We start from the raw sequence: 18,795 nt of genomic DNA on the forward strand, positions 1-18,795 counted from the left end.
AGCGTTGACCTGCAAGCGACACGCACTCACGCTTACGGCACCGCACGCCAATTCGTGGCCAGGGAGCGCGGTCGAGATCCTCCTGCATGACCGGCATCCGCCGGGTTCCAACCGCAGTCCTCACCCATCCACACGCGCAGTGCCTCCGCATGGCGAACGCTTTCGCCGTGATGGCGTCCTGCGTCCTGGAAAAACCTGACGGAGAGACTGCAATGTGCCTTGCCACGTTTCTGTTCGCCCTGGTCCTGAGCGCCTTTGCCGGCGCCGCCCATGCGGAAACGGTCACCCTCAACAAGGGCGGCTTCGTGCTGACCTACGGCTGCAGCATCCACAGCGCCACGCGGTACGACTACACCCTACTGGCCGATACCGGCACGGCCAAGCGCCCGTCCAGCTTCTACAAGGACACGGACCTGCCCAGCGGCTGTCTGGGCCGGAACAGCACCGCGTCGTACGCCAGCATCCATGCCGGCTATGACCGTGCGCAGCTGGTCAGCTCCAACCACATGGACTACGACACCCCCTACATCCGCCGCGCCAACTTCATGACCACCATCGTGCCGCAGGTGTCCAGCTTCAACCAGGGCATCTGGGTCAGGGCCGAGCACGTGGCCGAGTGCTACCGCGACATCGCGCCGGTGGACGTCTATGGCGGCGTGGTCTACGGCGATGCCGCCAACGATTACTTCCTGGCCAGCCACGGCATTCGGACGCCCGAGTTCTTCTGGAAGACGATCATCACCCGCGACCCGCAGACCGGTACCGCCAAGGCGATCCGCTGGATCATCCCCAACGAGGCCAATCTGGGCAGCCTGGACAACTACCTCGTGACCAGCGCCGACCCGGAAGAGCTGCTCGGCGCCAGCTACGTGGCGATCAACGCACCGGCGTCGCTGAAAAACATGCTTCCCGCAACCACCTGGCCGCAGCCTGCCGGTTGCGACCTGGGCTGATGCCCGCACCCTGCCCCGGCCATGCGCCGCGGTACGGGCCGGATGCGGCGGTGGTTCATCCATTGGACGCGGGCGTGCTCTAGCATGAGCGATGACCTTTGACCGCCCAGAATCACCATGACGGATCATTCTTCTGCCGCATTCACTGAAGCCGAACGCCAGCACGCGCTGGATGCGCTGCATGTCGTCGGCAGCCTGCCCGAGCCGGCCTACGACGATATCGTGAAGGTGGCAGCCGCCGCCTGCGGTACGCCGATGGCCTTGGTGACCCTGATCGATCGTGATCGCCAGTGGTTCAAGGCCCGCATCGGCGTGGATGGCACCGAAACCGACCGTGACGTGGCGGTATGCGACCACGCGATCCGCCAGCCCGAGCAGCTGCTGGAAGTGGGCGACCTGAAACAGGACAGCCGCTTCGCCGATAACCCGGTATTGAATGAGATGGGTGCGCGCTTCTACGCGGGCATGCCGCTGGTCACCCGCGAAGGCGCGGCGGTCGGCAGCGTCTGCGTGGTCGACCTGACCCCGCGCTCGCTCAGCCAGGAGCAGCGTGAGGCCCTGCAGGCCCTGGCCCGGCTGACCATGAACCTGATGGAAGCGCGCAGCCGCGAACGCGAGCATGAAGTGGCGACCATCCTCGAGCAGAGCCCGCTGGTGGAAGCCGCGCACGCCACAACCGGCACCGCCTGCACGGTGGTCATCCTCGAGCTGCAGGACCTGGCCGGCCTGGCCGAACAGATGGGCGAACGCAGCCTGGAACGCCAGCTGCAGCAGCTGGACGTGGCGCTGGAGCAGTGCCTGGATGCCGGGCGCGGCGACAGCATCAACCGGGTCACCGGCAGCGGCGAGTTCATCGCGGTGCTGGGCAGCGACCAGGCCACCGCGACCCTGGCCGCCCTGCAGGCCGTGGCCGACGATGCCTCCTCGCGACTGCCGCGGCCGCTGCTGCTGGGTGCCGCCGGCGGCACCGGCGAGGAGAGTACCAGTGCGGTGTTCCTGCGCGCCGACCGTGAGCTGAGCGCGCGCAAGGACGAGCAGCGCTGAGCCTGCGCAGGTCTCAGTGGAACCAGAGCATCATCGCCGGCCCGCTGCAGTCCGCAGGCAGCGGGTCGGCCAGGATGCCCGGCAATGCGGACAGTTCCCCGCTGCCAAAGGTATGCGTCGCGCCGAAGGCCACGCCCTTGCCGCTCCGGGTGTAGCGCACGCCCACGGCCACGCCGTCCCTTCTTTCCAGCGCGAAGCCGTCTGGCCACAGCGCCAGCCTGCGCTGACCCGACCCAGTAACGAAGTACACGCACGAGCCGATGGGCTCGATGGTGCCGATGGAAGCTGCGGTCAACCAGACCGTCGACGCTTCAGGCGTCAACGTTACCGCCCGCAGCTGTGGCGAAGGATGGCGATCGCCGCCCCCCGCCGTGCTGCAGCCCGCCACTGCGGACAGCAGCATCAGCACAAGATTGTTGCGGAGCTTGCGTGTCTGGGTCGTCGAACCCATCTGTCCTCCTGGCTGACTTCGTTGACGGGAGCTTACCCTGCCGCGAACGTGCAGTCCGCGCTGGCGACGAGGCTGACGAAGGCCCCGCGCAGCGTGGCGTTGTGGTGCTCGACGATGGTGTGCGCCTCAAGCAAGGGCGAATCGGTGGTGGTATGCGCGTCAGCCACCAGCACCGCGGCGATGCCAAGGTCGCGCGTTGCGCGGCAGGTGGTATCCACGCAGTAATCGCTCTTCATGCCGACGATGACCAGTTCCTCGACGCCGGCCGCCGCCAGCCGCTCGGCCAGGCCGGTCTCGAAGAAGCAGCTGGGCCGCGTCTTCTCGAACACGGTGTCTCGCGTGGGATCGATGGCGAGGCCAGCCAGCAGCTGCGACAACGGGCCGTCGCTCGCCAGCGGCGAGCCTGCGGGGCCGACGTGGCGTGCGGCAAACACCGGCGCATCGGCGGCATGTGCGCGGTCGATCAGCGCATTGATGTTGGCCAGGACATCGTCAGCTCGGTACGGGCGGTGCGCGCCGTTGAACAGGCCGTGCTGCATGTCGATGACCAGCAGGCCGCGGCGGGGAATTCGGGAAGGGTGCATGGTGTTTCTCCTGTGGGGTGGGCACAGATGGAGAAACAGAAGACCCCATCCATGACTGGCGGGGTCCTGCGAGGGTGCGCTGCTTCACGTCACGTAACGACCTCACGACCCGCCAAAGGCAGTCGCGGTGGTAGTGACGGCGGCGGCGCGGAAGACCATGCGCTGGATGCTGGGTCAGCGCGTTGTCGTGGTCTAGCCCTCATGCCGGCGACAGCGCCTGCAGCGCATCGAACACCGGGGTTTCACCCTCGGTGAGTTCGATGATGCAGCGACGCAGCTGCGGGTGTTCGATCAATGCCAGCAGCGTGGCGGCGACGTCGGCGCGGGCGATGTTGCCGTAGGGAATGGCGAGGCCGGCACGCACCCGGCCCGTGCCCGGTTCGTCGGTGAGCGTGCCCGGGCGCAGGATCACCCAGTCCAGCGGGCTTTCGGCCAGATGCACGTCGGCACGTTTTTTCACCACCATGTAGTTCTCGAACGTATCGGACAGGTGCTTGCCGCGCCCGGCCTCCGGGAAGGCCGACACCAGCAGGAAGCGCGGCACGGCCGCGGCCTGTGCGGCGGCCACGGCCAGTTCCACTCCGCGTCCATCGATGGCGTCGGTCATCGACGCGCCGCCCTTGCCGCCGGCACCGGCCGAGAACACCACCACGTCGCAGCCTTTCATCAGTGCCGCCAGCGCGGCGACATCCAGCTGCAGCAGGTCGCCCTCTACCGGGCGTGCGCCGAGGGCAGTGAGTTCGGCGGCCTGTTTCTGCCTACGGTGCAGTGCCAGCACGCGGTGGCCGCGTGCGCTGGCCTGCTGGGCCAATGAACGGCCGACCTTGCCGGCCGCGCCGACGATGAAAACCTGGCTCATGCGGGATCCTGTGGAGGGAACGGTGTCCAGTGTGGAGCGCCCAGGTCGAACACGGTGTGATTGGCTGCAATGGGTCCTGGGAGATGCCGACCTTGGTCGGTGCCCTGGCTCTGCTGCCCACCAAGGTCGGCATCTACCAAAGCGGTTCACGAACGCCCACCGACCACGACCCGCATCCATCACGTCATGCGATCTTCGCACCATGCACACGGCAGCCAGCCGCTGGCTTGATGCCGGAAAGCGGACACTGGCCCCCACCATCGCCAACGAGCACGACCTGCGCATGCAGAAGCACCGCACTGAACAGACGCAGGAGCATTGCCTGCTGCTGGTGGAAGACCAGCTGGACCTCGCCGAACTGGTCGAAGATGCCCTGGCCGATGAAGGAAACAGCGTCACCCACGCCGACAGCGTCTTTGAAGCGTTGAATCTGCTGCGGAAGGGGCGGTTCGACGCTGCCATCCTCGATATCGAGCTCGGCGACGGCGTGGTGTTTCCGGTTGCCGACCGGCTGGCCGAGCTGGGCGTCCCGTTCCTGTTCGCCTCCGCCGTCTACGATCAGGTGGTGCCTGCGCGCCATCAGAAGGCGCGCTTCGTCGCCAAGCCCTTCCACATCCCGCAGCTGCAGGAGGCGGTCAACCAGACGCTGGCACTGGCAAGGGACCGCCGCAGCGCGCAGCCGTAGTCAGCGCCCCGCGCGGTAGTCCATCGCCTGCAGATCCTGCAGCAGCGTCGGGCCATCGGCTGCCAGCCAAGGCGTTGCCGGGTCAGTGCACTCGATGCCGGCAGGTCCATCCCGGCGAGCAGCGCGAACCAGACAAACATCGCAGCCGCTTCTTCCTGCGTGATGCTGCGCTCCGGCACGTCCAGCCCCGCTGCCACCACTCCGGCGATACGGCGCGCACGGATGCCCTCCTCGGCCACCGCGTAATAAGGCTCACCGGCGCAACCGTGCTCCAGCGCCAGGCAGTACGCGCATCACCCGCACGTCCACGCCTGCCTCCAGCAGCGTGTTGCCTGCGCGTTCGGAAACAACGTGGCCAGCGGGGGCGATGGCAGCAAGCGGCTCAAACATCCGGAGCCGGGCCTGCTGGAGCTGGACTTCTCGACCTTTGCCGTGGAAGCGCGCCCGGACCTGTCGATGATCGGCTACAACGCCGGCCCCCCGAGACGCTGCAGCAGATCGGCGCATTCATCGAGGCGCGGGGTGCCCGCCCCCGGCCTGTGGGAAAATAGCGCGCAGCTTCCCCCGTTGGTTGTTGCAAGGAGTTCCTGATGTCCCCCTTTCCCTTCGATGCCGTGCTGTTCGACTGCGACGGCGTCCTCGTCGATTCCGAGCCGCTGGTGGCCCGCGTGCTGTCGGAAATGCTGAGCGAACGCGGCTGGCCGCTGACCCAGCAGCAGGCCGGTGAAATCTTCCTCGGCAAGTCCGTCGCCGGATTGGCCGGCCTGATCGAGGAGCGTACCGGCAAGCCTTTCACCGAGGCGTGGCTGGATGAGTTCCGCCGCCAGCGCAACGTGGCGCTGGAACGTGATCTCACTGAAATTCCCGGCGCCCCGGCCGCCGTACGTGTAATCCAGGTCGCCACCGGCGGCAGGATTGCCTGCGCCTCCGGCGCCGACCTGCTGAAGGTGCGCCTGCAGCTGGGCAAGATCGGCATCCTCGATGCTTTCGCCGGGCAGATCTTCAGCGGCCAGGACCAGCCGCGCACCAAGCCGCACCCGGATGTGTACCTTGCAGCCGCCGCCGCACTGGACGTGGACCCGACCCGCTGCGCGGTCATCGAAGACACCGTGACCGGCGCCACCGCAGGCGTGGCCGCGGGTGCCACGGTGTTCGGCTACAGCCCGGGCGGCCAGTACCACAGCACGCCCGAAGCCCTGCGGGCAGCCGGTGCGCATGTGATCTTCGAATCCATGCACGACCTGCCGACCGTGCTGGCCGGCTACGCCGCCAACGCAGCGGCGTGATCGACGTTGCCCCCGCCCCATCCGGATGCGGCGGCAGTCCTGCATCACCCGGTCTGCTTTACCAGGTAAAGCGCGCGGTCGCCGTCACCGTGCGGCCGGTGCCGTAGTAGCACGACGACACGCCGGTGCAGGTCGATACGAAACGCTTGTCGGCCAGGTTGCTCAGGTTCAATGACAGCTGCGTCCCCACCGCGCCGTACAGGCCGACGTCATAGCGGAGGGCGGCATCCCACAGGGTGTAGGACGGAATGCGGTACAGGTTGGCGCTGTCGCCGTAGCTCTGGCCGTTGTAACGCATGCCGGCGGCCAGGCTCAGGCCCTCCAGTGCACCGCCCTGGAAGGTGTAGTCACCCCACAGCGAGGTGGTCCAGTCCGGCACCATCGCCACCTCGTTGCCGGCGTAGCCGTTGTTGCTGCGGGTCACTTCCGAATCCATCCACGAGGCGGCACCGATCACACTGAAGCCCGGCAGCGGGGTGACGCGGCCTTCCAGTTCGACACCGCGCACGCGGGCTTCGCCATCCTGCACCTGGCACTGGCTGGTGCCGGTGGTGCCGCAGGTGTTGTGGCTGCTGTCCGGGTCGTCGGTCAGCACGTTCTGCTGCCGCAGGTCGTAGCCCGATACGGTGATCAGGCCATCGAAGCTGGCCGGCTGGTACTTCAGGCCCACTTCCCACTGCTTGCCGGTGATCGGATCGAACGCCGTACGCTCGTAGGACTGCGTGGCCGTGCTGCCGGCCGGCTGGAACGATTCGGCATAGCTCAGGTACGGGGTCAGGCCGTTGTCGGCCACATACAGGATGCCTGCGTTGCCACTGAAAGAATGGTTCTTGATGTGGCTGGGCGCGCGTGCGCCATAGCGGTCGGTGGCCACGGTGTAGGCCTGGGTCCAGGTGTCATCCTTGGTCCAGTCGTAGCGGCCGCCGACGGTGAAGCGCCACTTGTCCAGCGCGATCTGGTCCTGCAGGTAGGCACCGGTCTGGCGGTTGATGCCGCCGGAATAGCCGATCGAGGTAGTGGCTGGGATGTAGCCGCTGTACACCGGCTTGAAGATGTCGATGGCGGTGGGCGTATCGGTGGTCGTGCCCATCGCGCCGCGCGCCGCTGTCCAGTCGGCCTTCTGCCAGTCCACGCCCAGCAGCAGGGTGTGCTCGGCAGCGCCGGTACTGAACTTGCCGGTCAGGCGGGTATCGGCAGTGTCGCCGCGTGAGTCGCCCTCGCCCCAGGTGGCGCGGCGCTTCTGCGTGCGGCCATCGGCGTTCAACGCGCCATTGGTCACCACGCTGCGGAAAGTCGATTCCACGTTCAACCGGCGCGCGCTCTGGCTCAGCGTCCAGTGCTCGTTGAAGGCGTGCTCGAACAACCAGCCGCCCGACCAGATCGTGCGGTCGTAGGTGTTCCAGGTCGGCTCGCCGATGAAGGTGCTGTTCTTCATGTGCCCGTAGGGCGCGGCCACCAGGGTGCCGGCCATGGGCAGGAACTGGTAGGTCGAGCCGCCATCGTCGCGCTGGTACAGGCCCAGCAGGGTCAGGCGCGTGTGCTCGGCCATCTGGAAGGTGTAGCTGGGCGCCAGGAACCAGTGCTCCTGGTCGGTGTGCTTGATCTGGGTGTCGCCGTCACGGTACAGGCCGACCAGGCGGCCCAGGTGGCGCTTGTCATCGCTGCCTGCGCCGACATCGAAGGCGGTGCTGTACTGACCGTTGCCATCCACGCCCAGCTGCAGCACCTGCTGCTGGTCCGGGGTGGGCGTCTTGCTGACCTGGTTGACCATGCCACCCGGCGCCACCTGGCCATACATCACTGCCGAAGGACCCTTGAGCACTTCCACGCGGTCCAGGTTCCAGCTGTCGACCATCGTGCGGTTCCATTGCCCGCCCTGCGGCGCGCGCATGCCATCGACGGTGACGTTGTTGCTCCAGCTGCCGGCATCGAATCCGCGGATGCGGAAGTCATCAACACGGTTGTCGATGCCGGTGCTTTCCAGCGAGACGCCCGCCACGTAGCGCATCGCCTCATTGAGGTTCTGCACGCCGCGCGCGTCCAGTTCCTCACGCGCGATGACCGACACCGACTTGGCCATCCCGGACACCGGGGTATCGGTTTTGGTCGCGCCTGAGGTGTGGGCGATGGTGCGGTAGGCGTTGACGTGCACCGCGTCCAGATCGGTGGGCGTGGCGCCATCGGGCGTCGCCGACTGGGCCTGCGCAACCAACGGCAGCGCCAGCAGCGCGGCAACGGACACGGATAGCAGCGAGCGCATCGGCTCGCGGGAAGGATAGCGGGAGTTGGACATGGGGGACCTGCTCTCGGGAGGCGCGCCTGGGCGGCGGCGCTGGTGAAGGGCGCGTTAAATCATAGCAGATGCGAATGGTTCCCACTACCATCGGAGCGACGCTCGGTCGCGGCCTGAGGCGCTGACGGGCCGAGCACGGTGCCTTAACCGGCCTTCCCTATCCTGTCTGCGCCCCGCACGCCTGCGGCGCATCCGCAATGGAACGCACGAGGAGAATGCATGACCCGCCTGCACACCCTGATCGTCACCGCCGGCCTGCTGGCCATCAGCCCGCTCGCCCTCGCTGAAACGGTGAACCTGACCAACAGCGCCGACGGCGCCAACCGCGATGCCGGCATCACCGCGGTCAAGAAGAAGCTCAACGACGCCTGCACCGAGCGCAAGGGAACGCCGAAGGCGGATTCATTCGAGGTGGTCTTCGAAAAGACCAGCGAAAACCCGAACGTGCCCAAGCCGTACTACGTGGACGGCAAGATGCAGTGTGACCTGCCGGGCTGACTTCCTGCGGGCTGACTGAGCGCGCAGGCCTGTCCGTGAGGTCAGGCCTGCAGCCAGGCCAAGAGCAACCCCAGCGGCAACGCCGCAACCAGCGCGATGACCCCCAGGCACCCTGATCCGCCTGCCGTCGCCGAGGCCCCCCTGTCCCGCTGTCCCGGCGGCTGCGACCGCAGCCACTGGCGATGGCAGGGTTGGCAGAAGAAGGCGGTTTTCCCGCGGCGCCATGCGTCCAGCGTCCGCGAATCATGGTGCGCGGCAGATCCACAGCTCCGGCATCGGTAGATCCGCGATGGCGGCTTGGCGCGCAAGCGACGGCCGCCAAACCCGGCGCCCACAACGATCACGGCGATGACCGCGACGATCAGAAACCCTGGTGTGATGACATCCATGCCGCCTCCCTGAAGAGGCGATGGCAGCCGATCACCCTGCCGGGTTGTCCGCAGGCACCTTGACCCTGCCGCCCTACAGCGCGGCGCGCACCGCAGCCATCAGCTCCAGCAGGCTGAACGGCTTGGGCAGCAGGCTCATGCCGGTTCCGAGGAAGGACTCACGCACCGCGGCGCGCTCGGTGTAGCCGGTGATGAACAGCACCGGCAGCACGGGATTGATCTCACGCGCGGCATCGGCCAGTTCGCGGCCGTCCATGCCGGGCAGGCCGACGTCGGACAGCAGCAGGTCGAAGGCGGGGTCCTGCCGCAGGTTGCGCAGGGCCTGGCGCGCATCCGCCGCCAGCGTCACCTGGTAACCCGCTTCTGACAGCATTTCGCCGACCATCACCCGCACCGAATCGGTGTCATCCACCAGCAGGATGCGCTCGGACTGGCCACGCGGCGGCGCGACCTGTTCGGCATTCGTTTCCGCATGTGTCACTTCGCCGGCGGGGAGCAGCAGCTCGACCTCGGTGCCTTCACCGGGCTCGCTGGCAATGCGCGCCAGTCCGCCCGACTGGCGGGCGAAACCATAGGTCATCGACAGGCCCAGGCCTGTGCCCTCGCCCTGCGGCTTGGTGGTGAAGAAAGGCTCGAAGACCTTCGCCACCAGCTCCGGTGGAATGCCGGGTCCGTTGTCGATCACCTTCAGGCTGACATAGCGGCCCGAGGTCAGTTCGTTCTCGCGCTGGACCTCGCAGGCCTCGGCGCGCAGGCGGATCAGGCCACGGCCACCCAAGGCATCGCGTGCGTTGATGACCAGGTTGAGTACCACGTTCTCGAACTGGTTGACGTCGGCGACGGCAACCAGCGGATCCTCGCCCAGTTCGAACTCGAGCTCGATGTTCTCGCCGATCGAGCGGCGCAGCAGGTCTTCCAGCGAGCGCGTACGCGCCACCAGATCGAAGGGGCGCGAATCCAGCGGCTGCTTGCGGGCGAACGCCAGCATTCGCTGGGTCAAGGCGGCGGCGCGCTGGGCCGATGCGGCGGCGATGCTGCTGTACTGCGGCACTTTCTCAAGCCGCGACGAGGACACGGCCAGCTCGATCATGTCCAGGCCGGAGATGATGGTCGTCAGCAGGTTGTTGAAATCATGCGCGATACCGCCGGTCAACTGGCCCAGCGAATCCATCTTCTGCGCCTGCAGCAGCTCGGCTTCGGTGCGGTTGCGCTCGGCGATCTGGTGCGCAAGTTCGGTGTTGGCGGTTTCCAGTTCGGCGCGCTGTTCGCGGGCGCGTACATGGTGCTCGGTCACGTCCTCCACCACCACCAGCCCATGGCCGGTGCGGCGGTCAGGCGTCAGCCGCCATTGGGTGGTGCGCGCGCCCTGCCGGCCCGCGGTGGACAGCACGCCCTGCCAGCGCTCCTGTCGCGCCAATGCATCCTGCAGGTCCAGCACGAACTCCTTGTTGCTGCCCAACAGCGCTAACAGCGATCCATTGGCATCGGCCTCGCTGAGCAGGCGTGCGAAGGCGGAATTGCTTTCGCGGATCTGCAGCTGCTCATCCAGCACCGCGATGGGGGCATTGACCTGGCTGAAGATCTCCTGGAACCGCGCGTCCGCGTCGCGCAATGCCTCTTCGGCCCGACGCGCGCGCAGCAGGCTGCGCAACGTGGCCAGCAGAACGTCCGGGTCCACCGGATGGATCAGATAACCATCGGCACCGTTGTCCAGGCCAGTGATCATGTCGCCGGTGGCGATGGACGCCGCCGAGACGTGCACCACCGGCAGCAGCTGCGTGCGTGGCTGGGTGCGCAGCTGGCGCACCACGTCGAAGCCGCTCATGTCCGGCAGGTTGACGTCCAGCACCACCGCACCGAACTCCGAGTCGGCAAGCCGGTCCAGGCCCTCCTGCCCGGTCGCGGCCTCGCTCACGCTGTAACCATGATGCTCCAGCACACGCCGCACGGAATAGCGCGTGGCTGCGTTGTCATCCACCACCAATACGCGATCAGAGTGCGGCATGGGCGGCCTCCGTCGCCTCGGTCACAGCTACCGGCAGGACGACATGGAACGCCGAGCCGCTGCCGGGCAGGCTTTCCACCGCCACCCGGCCACCCAGCAATTCGGCAAACCGCTTGCACAACGACAGGCCGAGGCCGGTGCCACGCAGGCGTTTCTGCAGCGGCGAATCCACCTGCACGAAGTCCTCGAACAGCGCTTGCAGCAGCTCCGGCGCGATCCCGATGCCGGTATCGCGCACGGTGAAGCGGACCTCCGCATCGCCTTCCATCGTCGCCGACACCACCACCTGCCCTTCCGGGGTGAACTTGATGGCATTGGAGATGTAATTGCGCAGGATCTGCGCCAGCTTCTTGTCGTCGGTGTAAAGCATCGGCAGCGGCGGCGGGTCCTCGAACAGCAGCTCGATGCGCTGGTTGCTTTCCACCAGTGGCCTGAACATGCCGCGCAGGGCGGCGAACAGGTCCATCAGGTCGAACCAGCCCGGCGAGATCGTGATGCGCCCGGCCTCGATCTTGGCCAGGTCCAGCAGGTCGTCCACCATCTCGCGCAGCTCCGATGCCGAGGCACTGACGAAACGCACCTGGCGCAGCTGCTCATCGTTGAGCGGGCCGTCGAAACCGTCTTCCAGCAGCCGCGTCATGCTCAGGATGGAACCCAGCGGTGTGCGGAACTCATGGCTCATGTAGGACAGGAACCGGCTCTTCAGATCGGAAACTTCGCGCAGCTGCACCGCCTGCTGGTCCAGCTCGGCATACAGCGCCAGCACGCCCTGGTTGGTTTCCTCCAGCTCGGCGCGCAGGGCAGCGTTTTCGGCCACCAATCGGGCGTTCTCTTCCTGCATCTGTTCCAGCACCATCACCACGCTCCCATGCGCAGGGCAACGATGCTGGCATCGTCGCGCCCACGGTCGAAATCCCGTTGCAGCACCGCCACCACCAGCGCCGGGTGCCGATGGACCAGGCCCGGATAGTCCTGCAGCCGCCAGCGGCCCTGCAGGCCATCGCTGTGCATGACCAGCAGAGTGCCGTGCGCGGCGTGAACGTTGAATGCCTGTGCCTTGCGGTACTGCACGCCGACGATGCCCGGCATCGAGGCCAGGCCACGGTAGGTCGTGGCGTCGGCAAGGCCGGCATTGATGTTGCCGATGCCGGAGAACTGCAGCTCGCCCCCGGCCAACGGCATCGTCGCCACGGCAACAGCACCGCCGCGGGTACCCGACATCGCCTGGTGCAACGCTTCAATCAGCTGGCTTGGCATCTCCACGCCCGCGTCCGCCGCTCTGCGCGTACCCGCCTGTGCCGCATCGGTGGCAGGCAGGCCGTGGCCCAGTCCGTCGATCACAGTCAGCGTTGCCTGCCCCTCGCACACCGACAGGTGCCAGGCATCGCCGCAGGCCTCCTCGCCCCGCATTGCAACGCGCAGCGCTCCGTAGGCGAGATCAACCCGGGGGCCGGCACGTTGAGGGTAGATGCGGGCCACCACGATGGTACCGCGCGCATCAGACCAGCTGTCGAGCAGCGTCGCCTGGCGCTTCACCGCGCCCAGGCCCAGGCCCTGGCTGCCGCCGGTGGAATAGCCCTCCACCAGCGCCTGCGAGAGCACGAAACCGGGACCGGCGTCCACGGTATACAGCTCGACGCCGCGGGCGTCGCGCCCCTGCACCACGGACAGATACACCTTGCCGCCGCCACCATGGCGCAGCAGATTGCTGGCCAGCTCGCTGGCGGCCAGCGCGACCCGGCCGCTGTCCGTTTCATCGAAAGCGATCCGAGCGGCCAGGGCCAGTGCCTCGCGGCGCACCTGCCCGACCTGCGTCGGTTCTTCCACGGCCACGACGCGGGTGGCGTGGCCGGAGAAATTCACGTCCATTTGGTGATGGTGATGCGCGTGCCCTGGCCGGGTACACTGTCCAGCGCGAAGACATCCACCAGCCGCCGCGACCCGGACAGGCCCAGGCCCATGCCCTTCCCCGACGACCAGCCATCCGTCAGCGCCTGCTCGATGTCGGCTATGCCGGGCCCCTGGTCGGAGAACACCAGGCGTACCCCACGGCGCAGCCCTTCCTCCAGCAGTTCCCAGTCCATCTGCCCGCCACCTCCATAGATGACGGTGTTGCGTGCCAGTTCACTGGCTGCGGTCACCAGCTTGGTCTGGTCGACCAGCCGCAGCCCGCAGGCCACCGCCGCCTGGCGCACCGCCTGGCGGGCCAGTACGACGTCCTGCTCGACCCGCACGGGTAACGTGCCTTGGCGTGCGATCATGGCTGTCCATCACGCTGGCGCAGCAGTTTCATGCCGCGCTCCACGTTCAGTGCCGTGCGCACGCCGCTCAGGTCCAGGCCCAGCTCGACCAGGGTGATGGCCACGGCCGGCTGCATGCCCACGACCACGGTGGTCGCGTCCATCACCCGCGAGAGCGCGGAAATGGTGGCGATCATGCGGCCGATGAAGGAGTCGACGATGTCCAGGGCGGAGATATCGATAAGCACGCCGCGCGCAGAAGTGCGGCAAATGCGCTCGCTGAGGTCGTCCTGCAGGTTAAGCGCAAGCTGGTCATGCATGTCCACCTGGATAGTGACCAGCAGCAGGTCGCCCATCTGCAGGATCGGAATGCGGTCCATCAGCGGCTGGCCTGGGTGACGGTCAGGCCGGTACGCTTGAGCGCCAGGGCCAGTGCGTCGGCCAGGTTGGCCTTGGTCACGATGCCCTGCAGGTCCAGGCCCAGGTGCACGATGGTCTGCGCGATCTGCGGACGCACGCCGCTGATGATGGCGTCGGCGCCCATCAGGCGGATGGCGGTGACGGTCTTCAGCAGGTGCTGGGCGACCAGCGTGTCAACGGTGGGCACGCCGGTGATGTCGATGATGGCGATTTCCGAACCGGTATCCACGATCCGCTGCAGCAGCGATTCCATCACCACCTGGGTGCGCTGCGAGTCCAGCGTGCCGATCATCGGCAGTGCCAATACGCCATCCCACAGTTTGACCACGGGCGTGGAGAGCTCCAGCATTTCTTCCTGCTGTCGCTGGATGACATCCTCGCGGGTGCGCTGGAAGGCCTTGACCGTGTGCAGGCCGAGCACGTCCAGCAGCTCGGAGATCGACCACAGCTGCTCGCCGAGCGACTGGGGATCGCCACTGTGGTGCTGCTGCAGCAGCTGGAACAGCGGCCGCTTCAGCGAGAAGATGAAGGTGGCCGTCTCCGAGGACGTGAAGCCCTTGATCGCGCGGTCGCGCGAGAGGTCTTCAAGGAAATGGCGGATGACCTGCCACTCGGCGCCGTGCAGGTTGCCGGTATCGGCGGCTGACAGCGCGGGCAGCAGCAGATGCCAGAATTCATTGACCTGGATGTCCAGGTCGTGCGCACCGATGCGGCTGTCATCGTTCTGGCCGGCGGCATTGAGGTTGTCACGCCACTGCGCGATCAGGGTCGACTGGTGCTCGCGGATGAGATCGATGGTGCGCTGCTGCAAAGCCGCCATGGGTACGGTCCAGGTAGTTGGAAACGTCAGGAGCCGTCCTTATAGACAAGCCCCCTACTCGTCAGGAACCGTATTAAGCACTGTGAAGACGTTTTCTCCATGTGAAATTTCTTCACATTTTTCCTCTGTGGGCGTCAACGCGCCATCGCCCGGCTGGCCTGCTCCTGCACCTGCTGTTCCTGCTGCACGGCCTGTGCGTGTTCCGTGCTGCGCTCGGCGGGCTGCGGCAGCTCACGCACCTGCTCGCTCGCCGGCGTGGCGACGGCATGCGCAGTGTCGGCGCGGGCAATCTGCCGGTCAGCCGCATGCGCCTCACCCTGCACCGCGAACGCGTATCGGCCATCTTCGCTGAGCACGGCTTCATCGATGCGCTGCATGCCCTTGTGCCGCGCCGCCACCAGCAAGGCCATGCTCAGGCGCTCGCTCATCTCATCCGGTGTACGGCCCATGGCCTGGTCCAGGCTGCCGACCGCGCCTTGGCTCTGGCACCACATCGCGTGGTCCGGGCTGCTGGCATGGCGCGGGTCCTGCTGCGGCAGCAGCGGCGACGGCGGCGGCAGGCTCTGCAGGTGGTCACCGCGCACGGTGGCGTCGATCTTCTGCAGATCCTGGCCACCCGCGGCGGCGACGTGGAACAGGCGCTCGGCCATGCCATGGGCCGAATTCCCCTGATTGCGCGCCAGCGCCACGGCAAAGGCATCGACATCCTGCTGCGGCCGGCCCTGCCCGTCCTCGGCCAGCAGATGCCAGGCCGGGCCCATCATCGGGTTGTCCCTGACCATCGCCTGGGTGCGCTGCATCAGCCCGCGCATCTGGCCCTCGTCCAGCACCAGCGTGTTCACTTCGCCGGCCTTCAATGGCCCGCGCACAGCGTTGCCGGCCCGCCCGGCCAGCGCGCTGTTGACCAGGCTGGCGATCTGCTCGCCATTCGGGTTGTCCTTCAGGTCGAAGGTGAATTCGTAGCGGCGCTGCGCGAGGTCTTCTTTGCCGTCGGCACCGTAGGCGCTGATGCGGCTCATCGGCAGGTTGCCGCTGTACTCCAGGTTCATCCGCTCGGTATAGCTGCCATCCTCGCGGCGCACGCGGACAATGTCGCCGGCATTGCGCTGGCCGGCCAGGTCCAGCCCAAGTTTGTCGTTGTAATCCAGCTTCAGGCGGGTCTGCGAATCCATGCCGATCCGCTCGATGGTGGCCAGGTCCTGCACGCCCGGCGTGCCGGCCTGCATCCGTCCGGTCTCGACAAACTCCGCGTAGGCCGCGCGGCCATCGGCCTGCTCCAGATCGAAGGTCGCGCTGCGCACCGACGACTGCCCCAGTCCATCCTGGCGGCCGGCAACGGCGCTCAACTTGCCTGCCGAGAAGCCCACGCCATTGAACGCCTCCACGGCCTCGTTCGGGCCCGTACTGACGCGCACCCGGCCATCGCTGAGGCGATCGACGCGATAACTGGCGCCCTGCGCTTCGGTCAGCTGGCTCTCGACGGCCATGCTGCGGAAACGCGCTTCCATCTGCGTTCCAGTGAATTCCTGGCCATCGAGGATGACGCTGCCCCCGCGCGGGATGGTGGTCGGATCCAGTGGACTGACGTCGCGCGGATCGGTGCTGTCGCCCTGCGGCAGGGCCACCTTGTAGCGGCCACGGCCACCGGCGGTCGCCGCGCCTTCGACGATGCCGGCCTTCAGCTGGCTGCGGGTGGCATTGGCCACCTCCAGCTGGAATTCGTTGCGTCCATCGACGACAATTTCGGTGACGGTGGCGCTGGCGTCAACGAACTGTCCCGCGAACTTGGTTCCGGCCAGTTTGCGTTCGCCGCTGGACTTCACCCCGGTCTCGGAAATCGTCACGCTGCCGTCGCGCGTCGTCCGCCGCGCTTCGTGCACGCTGGAGGTGTAAATGGGATCGAAGGCCGCCTTCTCCGGGGCGTCGTAAGCGGTGGTGCTGTCCTTGCCAGCCTCTGCAGTCATGCCATGGGCTCCTCTACGTAGCCCACGATTATAGGCAGACGACATCGCCAGGCATTCACATCATCACGCAGTGATGTCCGGGATAGTGACGCAGGTCCCACCCGTCGATGAGCCCGAATGCCCGCATTTCCCGCAGGTTTCACCCGATGGCCGCGCCGCTGGCGGCTGCTGGCCTGGAGCGTTGCCAGCGTTTACGCGCTCTATCTGCTGGCGGGCAATATCTTCCTCAACACGCCGCTGTTCGACCTGGTCACCAACCGCAAACCGCAGAAGTTCGTGATGCGCACCGGCCCCGCCATCACCCTGCTGCCGGGGCATGTGATCGCCTGGAACGTGCACATGCGCGGCCATGTGAACCACACGGTGTATGTGCTGCACGCCGACCGGGCAAGCGCCCGCCTGGCGTTGTGGCCGTTGTTCCGCCGCGAAGTGCGCGTGCCGCACCTGAACGCCACTGGCGTGACGGCCGAAGTCACCCGTGTCGACGATGTCGTGCCACCGCCCCCGCGCGGCAACCAGGGCTGGACCCTGCGCTTCGACGCTATCCACAGTGATTCCATCCAGCACGCCCGCTTCGGCAAGCTGCTGATCATCGGCCAGGGCCAGGGCACCGTCGGCTTCCGCAAGCAGCTGCGTGGCGGCCCGTCGGAACTGTACGATTCGCAGGTGGCCTTCAGCGATGCCATCGCCAGCTATGACGGCGTGCAGCTGCTGGACGCAATGAAGGTCGAGGCGACGTTTGGCTACCCCTGGCACTACCGCGACCAGGCGCCCGGCCTCGCCAAGTTCGACATCCTCCACGGCGCGCTGAAGGTGGATGCGCGCAGTCACGGCATCCGGGTGGACACCGATGCGCGGACGCTGGCGGTTTCCAGCTCACCCAGTACCGGCCAATTGCAGGCAGACATCACGCTCGACCGCGGCACCCTGCAGCCGGGCAGTCGGGCCGTCTGGCGGGTGCCGCTGCAGGCCGGCGCCGGCGCCCCCGATCGCGGCACGCTGGCCCTGCAGTTGAACGCCGCCCAGGACATCCGGCTGCAGGCACGCCTGCCGGCGCGCGAGGGTACGGGCGCCTCGCTCGATGCCGACCTGCACATCACGGGTCGGAAGATTCCCTTCCGCGAGCCTGGCCAGTTGATCGAGCGCACCTCCGGTCGGGTGCAGGGCGAATGGATCTTCACCTCGCTCAACTGGATTCCCGCCCTGTTCCTGCGCAAGCCCTGGGTGCAGCTGGACGGTGGCGGCACCGTGCGGGCGGACCTGCAGCTGAAAGCGGGGGAGCTCGCAGCCGGCAGCACGGTGGACATTCCTGAAGCGGCGGCGACAGCCGAAGTAGCGGGCGTGCGCATGACCGGCACGGCCAGCGCACACGGCGAGCTGGCGCCCGGCACGCCCACCCGCGCCACGCTGGATGTGCGGGTACCGCGCTTCAACGCACGCGCAGGCAGTGAAAAAGGAGACACCTTGTTCGACGGCCGCGACCTCTCGCTGGTGCTCAGCGGTGATGGCCGCCTGCGTGAGTTCCGCAAGGACATGCGTGCGCGCCTGCGCTTCAGCAATGCCACGATTCCGGACCTGACCGCCTACAATCGCTATCTGGGCAAGGGCCAGGCCAAGCTACTGGGTGGCACCGGCTCGCTTACCGGCGATGTGGAACTGGACACCGATGGCCGGGTCGGCCACGGCACCGCCACCCTGCGCGGCGACGGCGCACGCCTGCAGGTGGCCGGCCTCGACCTGCTGGGCAACGCCGAGGTCGACGCCACCCTGCGCCGCGCCGACTTCAAGCAGCGCTACTTCGACCTGTCGGGCACGTCGGTGCAGCTGCGCAACGTGCAGGTTGGGCAGCAGCAGCGAAAGACGCCCTGGCGGGGACGCGTGCAGTTCAAGCAAGGACGTATCGATGCACAGGCACCGTTCCGGGTCGATGCCAGCGCTGCACTGACGATGAGCGATGCCGCGCCCCTGCTGGCGGTGTTCGCCGAGCGTGGCGACTACCCGCGCTGGGCGCTGTCCCTGCTCGACTCCGGAGAGGTGAATGCAACCACCCGGCTGCGCTGGCAGTCAGGCCATCTGGTGCTCGACGGCCTGGAAGCCGAGAACGAGCGGCTGTCCCTGCGGGCGCGGCTGGATCTGCTCGGGCAGAACAAGCGCGGCGATCTGTACCTGCGCTGGGGACTGCTGGGTGCCGGCATCGAACTGGACGGCAAGCAGCGCCAGTGGCATCTGGCGGGCGCGCGCGAATGGTTCGACGGGCGCCCGGCCCTGCTGCCTGCCGACGGCGCAGCCGGCACAGCGGACTGA

Annotated in this window: 17 protein-coding genes; 6 read left to right on the plus strand and 11 right to left on the minus strand. The window is 67.2% G+C overall.

The window, feature by feature from the left end; all coding sequences use genetic code 11:
- Positions 1 to 212 precede the first annotated feature (212 nt).
- Both AC1VXD_RS04340 and AC1VXD_RS04345 read left to right on the plus strand, forming a co-directional pair.
- Entirely contained in the window at positions 213 to 953 is a 741-nt protein-coding gene (locus AC1VXD_RS04340) for a DNA/RNA non-specific endonuclease (protein WP_482991011.1), read from the plus strand.
- Between the two features lie 117 nt (positions 954 to 1,070).
- Entirely contained in the window at positions 1,071 to 1,997 is a 927-nt protein-coding gene (locus AC1VXD_RS04345; RefSeq protein ID WP_482991012.1) for a GAF domain-containing protein, read from the plus strand.
- A 13-nt stretch (positions 1,998 to 2,010) separates the two neighbouring features.
- Here AC1VXD_RS04345 and AC1VXD_RS04350 read toward each other — a convergent pair whose 3' ends face one another.
- The 3 genes from AC1VXD_RS04350 to AC1VXD_RS04360 all read right to left on the minus strand — a co-directional run bounded on the left by AC1VXD_RS04350 (position 2,011) and on the right by AC1VXD_RS04360 (position 3,891).
- Positions 2,011 to 2,448, minus strand: a complete 438-nt coding sequence (locus AC1VXD_RS04350; RefSeq protein ID WP_482991013.1) for a hypothetical protein — start codon at positions 2,446 to 2,448, stop codon at positions 2,011 to 2,013.
- A gap of 32 nt (positions 2,449 to 2,480) precedes the next feature.
- A complete protein-coding gene (locus AC1VXD_RS04355) occupies positions 2,481 to 3,032 on the minus strand; it encodes an isochorismatase family protein (protein ID WP_482991014.1) in 552 nt (183 codons plus the stop codon).
- Between the two features lie 199 nt (positions 3,033 to 3,231).
- The gene (locus AC1VXD_RS04360) at positions 3,232 to 3,891 is read right to left on the minus strand and encodes an NAD(P)H-binding protein (RefSeq protein ID WP_482991015.1); all 660 of its coding nucleotides are present in this window, start codon (positions 3,889 to 3,891) and stop codon (positions 3,232 to 3,234) included.
- A 283-nt stretch (positions 3,892 to 4,174) separates the two neighbouring features.
- On the opposite strand from AC1VXD_RS04360, the gene AC1VXD_RS04365 reads away from it, so the two are divergent.
- Both AC1VXD_RS04365 and AC1VXD_RS04370 read left to right on the plus strand, forming a co-directional pair.
- Complete coding sequence (locus AC1VXD_RS04365; RefSeq protein WP_482991061.1) at positions 4,175 to 4,576, plus strand: response regulator; 402 nt, start codon at positions 4,175 to 4,177, stop codon at positions 4,574 to 4,576.
- Positions 4,577 to 5,166: 590 nt separating this feature from the next.
- Positions 5,167 to 5,862, plus strand: coding sequence for an HAD family hydrolase (locus AC1VXD_RS04370; RefSeq protein ID WP_482991016.1), 696 nt, complete (start codon positions 5,167 to 5,169; stop codon positions 5,860 to 5,862).
- Between the two features lie 58 nt (positions 5,863 to 5,920).
- Here the strand turns inward: AC1VXD_RS04370 and AC1VXD_RS04375 are convergent, their stop codons facing one another.
- On the minus strand, positions 5,921 to 8,155 hold the full coding sequence (locus AC1VXD_RS04375) for a TonB-dependent siderophore receptor (protein ID WP_482991017.1): 2,235 nt from the start codon (positions 8,153 to 8,155) through the stop codon (positions 5,921 to 5,923).
- Between the two features lie 219 nt (positions 8,156 to 8,374).
- Here AC1VXD_RS04375 and AC1VXD_RS04380 point away from each other — a divergent pair, with 219 nt between their 5' ends.
- Entirely contained in the window at positions 8,375 to 8,653 is a 279-nt protein-coding gene (locus tag AC1VXD_RS04380) for a hypothetical protein (RefSeq protein ID WP_313049776.1), read from the plus strand.
- 462 nt (positions 8,654 to 9,115) lie between these two features.
- On the opposite strand, the gene AC1VXD_RS04385 is transcribed toward AC1VXD_RS04380, so the two are convergent.
- The 7 genes from AC1VXD_RS04385 to AC1VXD_RS04415 all read right to left on the minus strand — a co-directional run bounded on the left by AC1VXD_RS04385 (position 9,116) and on the right by AC1VXD_RS04415 (position 16,491).
- The gene (locus AC1VXD_RS04385; protein WP_482991018.1) at positions 9,116 to 11,047 is read right to left on the minus strand and encodes a response regulator; all 1,932 of its coding nucleotides are present in this window, start codon (positions 11,045 to 11,047) and stop codon (positions 9,116 to 9,118) included.
- The gene (locus tag AC1VXD_RS04390) at positions 11,034 to 11,903 is read right to left on the minus strand and encodes a sensor histidine kinase (RefSeq protein ID WP_482991019.1); all 870 of its coding nucleotides are present in this window, start codon (positions 11,901 to 11,903) and stop codon (positions 11,034 to 11,036) included. The genes AC1VXD_RS04385 and AC1VXD_RS04390 overlap by 14 nt, the downstream gene beginning before the upstream one ends.
- On the minus strand, positions 11,903 to 12,916 hold the full coding sequence (locus tag AC1VXD_RS04395; RefSeq protein ID WP_482991020.1) for an ATP-binding protein: 1,014 nt from the start codon (positions 12,914 to 12,916) through the stop codon (positions 11,903 to 11,905). The genes AC1VXD_RS04390 and AC1VXD_RS04395 overlap by 1 nt, the downstream gene beginning before the upstream one ends.
- Positions 12,907 to 13,308: an anti-sigma regulatory factor gene (locus tag AC1VXD_RS04400; protein WP_482991021.1), complete on the minus strand. Its 402-nt coding sequence runs from the start codon at positions 13,306 to 13,308 to the stop codon at positions 12,907 to 12,909. Before AC1VXD_RS04400 ends, AC1VXD_RS04395 begins: the two co-directional genes overlap by 10 nt.
- Positions 13,305 to 13,667 carry an STAS domain-containing protein gene (locus AC1VXD_RS04405; protein WP_482991022.1) on the minus strand — a complete coding sequence of 121 codons (363 nt, stop codon included), beginning with the start codon at positions 13,665 to 13,667 and terminating at the stop codon, positions 13,305 to 13,307. The genes AC1VXD_RS04400 and AC1VXD_RS04405 overlap by 4 nt, the downstream gene beginning before the upstream one ends.
- Complete coding sequence (locus tag AC1VXD_RS04410) at positions 13,667 to 14,527, minus strand: STAS domain-containing protein (protein WP_482991023.1); 861 nt, start codon at positions 14,525 to 14,527, stop codon at positions 13,667 to 13,669. Before AC1VXD_RS04410 ends, AC1VXD_RS04405 begins: the two co-directional genes overlap by 1 nt.
- Before the next feature lie 134 nt (positions 14,528 to 14,661).
- Positions 14,662 to 16,491: an XVIPCD domain-containing protein gene (locus tag AC1VXD_RS04415; protein WP_482991024.1), complete on the minus strand. Its 1,830-nt coding sequence runs from the start codon at positions 16,489 to 16,491 to the stop codon at positions 14,662 to 14,664.
- Positions 16,492 to 16,608: 117 nt separating this feature from the next.
- Between AC1VXD_RS04415 and AC1VXD_RS04420 the strand changes: the two genes are divergently transcribed.
- Positions 16,609 to 18,795, plus strand: a complete 2,187-nt coding sequence (locus tag AC1VXD_RS04420) for a translocation/assembly module TamB domain-containing protein (protein WP_482991025.1) — start codon at positions 16,609 to 16,611, stop codon at positions 18,793 to 18,795.

It is taken from the genome of Stenotrophomonas sp. STEN054, from assembly GCF_056854535.1.

Excerpts from the sequence above, each read along its gene's own strand:
- AC1VXD_RS04340 (WP_482991011.1), top strand. The coding sequence starts at position 213 with ATGTGCCTTGCCACGTTTCTGTTCGCCCTGGTCCTGAGCGCCTTTGCC.
- AC1VXD_RS04345 (WP_482991012.1), top strand. The coding sequence starts at position 1,071 with ATGACGGATCATTCTTCTGCCGCATTCACTGAAGCCGAACGCCAGCAC.
- AC1VXD_RS04350 (WP_482991013.1), bottom strand. The coding sequence starts at position 2,448 with ATGGGTTCGACGACCCAGACACGCAAGCTCCGCAACAATCTTGTGCTG.
- AC1VXD_RS04355 (WP_482991014.1), bottom strand. The coding sequence starts at position 3,032 with ATGCACCCTTCCCGAATTCCCCGCCGCGGCCTGCTGGTCATCGACATG.
- AC1VXD_RS04360 (WP_482991015.1), bottom strand. The coding sequence starts at position 3,891 with ATGAGCCAGGTTTTCATCGTCGGCGCGGCCGGCAAGGTCGGCCGTTCA.
- AC1VXD_RS04365 (WP_482991061.1), top strand. The coding sequence starts at position 4,175 with ATGCAGAAGCACCGCACTGAACAGACGCAGGAGCATTGCCTGCTGCTG.
- AC1VXD_RS04370 (WP_482991016.1), top strand. The coding sequence starts at position 5,167 with ATGTCCCCCTTTCCCTTCGATGCCGTGCTGTTCGACTGCGACGGCGTC.
- AC1VXD_RS04375 (WP_482991017.1), bottom strand. The coding sequence starts at position 8,155 with ATGTCCAACTCCCGCTATCCTTCCCGCGAGCCGATGCGCTCGCTGCTA.
- AC1VXD_RS04380 (WP_313049776.1), top strand. The coding sequence starts at position 8,375 with ATGACCCGCCTGCACACCCTGATCGTCACCGCCGGCCTGCTGGCCATC.
- AC1VXD_RS04385 (WP_482991018.1), bottom strand. The coding sequence starts at position 11,047 with ATGCCGCACTCTGATCGCGTATTGGTGGTGGATGACAACGCAGCCACG.
- AC1VXD_RS04390 (WP_482991019.1), bottom strand. The coding sequence starts at position 11,903 with ATGGTGCTGGAACAGATGCAGGAAGAGAACGCCCGATTGGTGGCCGAA.
- AC1VXD_RS04395 (WP_482991020.1), bottom strand. The coding sequence starts at position 12,916 with ATGGACGTGAATTTCTCCGGCCACGCCACCCGCGTCGTGGCCGTGGAA.
- AC1VXD_RS04400 (WP_482991021.1), bottom strand. The coding sequence starts at position 13,308 with ATGATCGCACGCCAAGGCACGTTACCCGTGCGGGTCGAGCAGGACGTC.
- AC1VXD_RS04405 (WP_482991022.1), bottom strand. The coding sequence starts at position 13,667 with ATGGACCGCATTCCGATCCTGCAGATGGGCGACCTGCTGCTGGTCACT.
- AC1VXD_RS04410 (WP_482991023.1), bottom strand. The coding sequence starts at position 14,527 with ATGGCGGCTTTGCAGCAGCGCACCATCGATCTCATCCGCGAGCACCAG.
- AC1VXD_RS04415 (WP_482991024.1), bottom strand. The coding sequence starts at position 16,491 with ATGACTGCAGAGGCTGGCAAGGACAGCACCACCGCTTACGACGCCCCG.
- AC1VXD_RS04420 (WP_482991025.1), top strand. The coding sequence starts at position 16,609 with ATGCCCGCATTTCCCGCAGGTTTCACCCGATGGCCGCGCCGCTGGCGG.